This is a genomic window from Effusibacillus consociatus (assembly GCF_042652925.1).
In the GTDB taxonomy this organism is placed as follows: Bacteria; Bacillota; Bacilli; order Tumebacillales; family Effusibacillaceae; genus Effusibacillus; species Effusibacillus consociatus.
In genome coordinates this window covers 1-2,807 of sequence record NZ_JBHSHC010000018.1, presented here as the reverse complement: position 1 = coordinate 2,807, position 2,807 = coordinate 1, and the positions used below count along the sequence as shown (strand labels likewise).

Sequence of the window (2,807 nt, the reverse complement as noted above, 5' to 3'; positions counted from 1 at the left end):
ACAACCGCCGCTTCCCTTGTCCTGATTGGGCTCGTGGCGGTTTGTACATCTACGGACTGTCGAAGCCGGGGATCACTCAGGTCTAATTTCGAGGCATTCTCATAAATGTCATAATCGGCGCTGACGTCCACTTCGATTTTTACCCTGCCATTCTCAAGCGTTGGTATGATCTTTGTGCTTGCTTTCAACACTTGTGCACTTACTTTGCCTTCTCCTTTTTCTTCAGGGATGTTGATCGTGACCACGCCAATCTTCATTTCATCGCGAAGCCACAGCACGCCTCTCGTCTCCTTGTCGTTCATCCAGCCAACCAATTTATCCTTATGGAATACGGCTGCTCCCAGTATGGCGGCCGTCATATTTTCCTTAGATGATTCCTCACTTTCAGAATCCTTCTTCTTCACGTCATGAGGTTTTTGTCTTATCTGGGGGGCCACAGGTTCTAAACCGTCGGTAAGCAACATATCCGAAAAATCCCTTAAATTCACCCTCAGTCCAACTGGTTGGTTCTCCTCTTCTCTGATCACTTCAGCGGAGACTCTTTCCAAACCCGGTTTAATTTTTAAGATCTCAGACGCGTCCCCTTCGGTAACCAGAATCCACTTCCTCATACGGGATTCTCTCTGTCTCGAAAAAAAATCCAAAATGGGAGACACACCGCTTCGCGCCGCTTTTTCACCAATGAGGAGAATCCGACTGTGAGCAAAGGTGATGCGGCGAGGCAATTTCACCTGCAACCTGCGATAAGCATCCATCACTGTTTCTCCCTCCTCCGAAACGAGGAGTGTCGTTTTTTTCTCACCCTCACCTCCACCGCTACCGCCACCTCCCCCGGCAGCTCCGAGGGCCATTGGAATTGCAACTTGCAGCGACATGCGAATTTTTCCCTCTTCCACCTTATCGATGGCGATCGCCGTTACAATCGCGATATCATTGACCTCCACCCGGCTCCAGCAGCCGCTAAGCAAGGTCATAAGGATCATACTCAGCAACAGGATCAGTTTCTTTTTCATGTCATCCTCCTTCCCTCTCCGGTTCAACCGTATCCTACCTTTGTTTCGGCGGACGGGGACGCAATAAACTTCTGATGCGCTGAGGGTTGTTTTTTCCCGTTTCTTGTGACCGCTCGTTCATATCCCATCTGGGCACCCGTACAAGCACATCTTTGAAATCTCCGAAATGCATAGGAGCTAAGGGAGCCAAATAGGGTACACCGAATGAACGAAGCCGACACATATGAATCAAAATAAACAAAATCCCTAACAATATCCCATATAACCCCAATGTGCCGGCTAAAATCATGATCGGAAAACGAAGCAGACGGATCGCGATACCCTGATTGAAGTTGGGTATGATAAAGGAGGCAATGCCGGTAATAGAGACGACAATCACCATCGGATCGGAAACAATGCCTGCCTCTACAGCTGCCTCACCAATCACAAGAGCTCCTACAATGCTCACAGCCTGTCCGACCGGACGTGGCAGACGCACACCCGCTTCCCGCAATCCTTCAAAGGTAATTTCCATCAGAACGGCTTCAACAAGAGCAGGAAACGGAACGGTTTCCCGGGAGGCAGCCACACTAAGCAGCAGAGTCGTCGGGATCATTTCCTGATGAAACGTGGTCACGGCAATATAAAGAGATGGGAACAGCAAAGCCACTACCAAAAATAGAAACCGCAACCATCGGATCGCAGTCGCAACGACAAAACGCGTATAGTAATCTTCCGTTGCTTGCAGCATCTCATAAAAAGTGATTGGAACAATCAACGCAAACGGAGTGTTGTCGATGATAATCCCAACTTTTCCTTCCAATAAATTTCCAACCACTTTATCTGGCCGCTCGGTATAAGTCACTTGAGGGAAAATGGAAAAAGGAGTGTCTTCGATCAGTTCTTCAATATATCCACTCTCCAGAATCGCATCAATATCAATTCGATTGAGTCGTTCCCGGACTTCTGCCACTACTGCTTCATCCGCAATGCCGTCCAGATATGTAATTACGATATCGGTTTTCGATAACCGTCCCACCTTTAATGCTTCCATTTTCAACTGCGGAGTTTTCAACCTTCTGCGAATTAAACTTGTATTGGTACGCAGGTTTTCCGTGAAGCCGTCCCGCGGGCCGCGAATCACCGCTTCCGTGGCAGGTTCTTCCACTGACCTCATTTCCCATTTTTTCGCACTAATGAAAAGCGCCTGTTTTACACCGTCGATCAGTAAGGCGGTTTCTCCGGACAAAACATGATCTGCCACTTCCTGGACGTTATTCCCCCTGCTCACCTGAGCTGCTGAAATCACTTCATTCTGAAGCAGAGTCTCCATTTCCTGCAGTTGAACCGTTGATTGCTTAGGTAGGTTTTTGCCATAATTCAGTAAAGGTTTTAGGACGTCCGAATCAATCACTTCCATGTTGACAAGTCCATCCAGCAAAATCAGGACCCCTCTTTGGGTTTTGCCTAATTCAAATTCCCGATAGACCATGTCGGAAGATCGATCAAAAATCGCTTTCATCTGCTGCAAATCCTTCTCGAGAATTCCGCTGAGCATATCGCTTTGTGGAACATCCTGCTGGTAGGCGGGAAGGTCAGGGCGAGGGTGACTGCGATTGAATGTCACAAGATTTCTAATCCATCTCGGTTTTTTTTTGCTCATCCTTCACTCCTCCTTTTTTTACGAATGGTTCCTACAATCAGCAGCAACAACGGGATTGCCGTGTAAACGCTCGGGAATTCATACCCGGGTTCGACAGTATAGGCCTAAAAGTAGGCACCCCAAGGGGTGCTGTGGATAACTGAAATCCTTAT

General features: G+C 48.0%; 2 protein-coding genes. Both read right to left on the bottom strand.

The genetic code is table 11. The annotated features are described in order from the left end of the window. A partial coding sequence (locus tag ACFO8Q_RS03330) for a Ger(x)C family spore germination protein (protein ID WP_380024294.1) occupies positions 1-1,013 on the bottom strand: 1,013 nt, incomplete at its 3' end. Between the two features lie 34 nt (positions 1,014-1,047). Next, positions 1,048-2,655: a spore germination protein gene (locus ACFO8Q_RS03325; protein ID WP_380024293.1), complete on the bottom strand. Its 1,608-nt coding sequence runs from the start codon at positions 2,653-2,655 to the stop codon at positions 1,048-1,050. Positions 2,656-2,807: the final 152 nt, after the last annotated feature.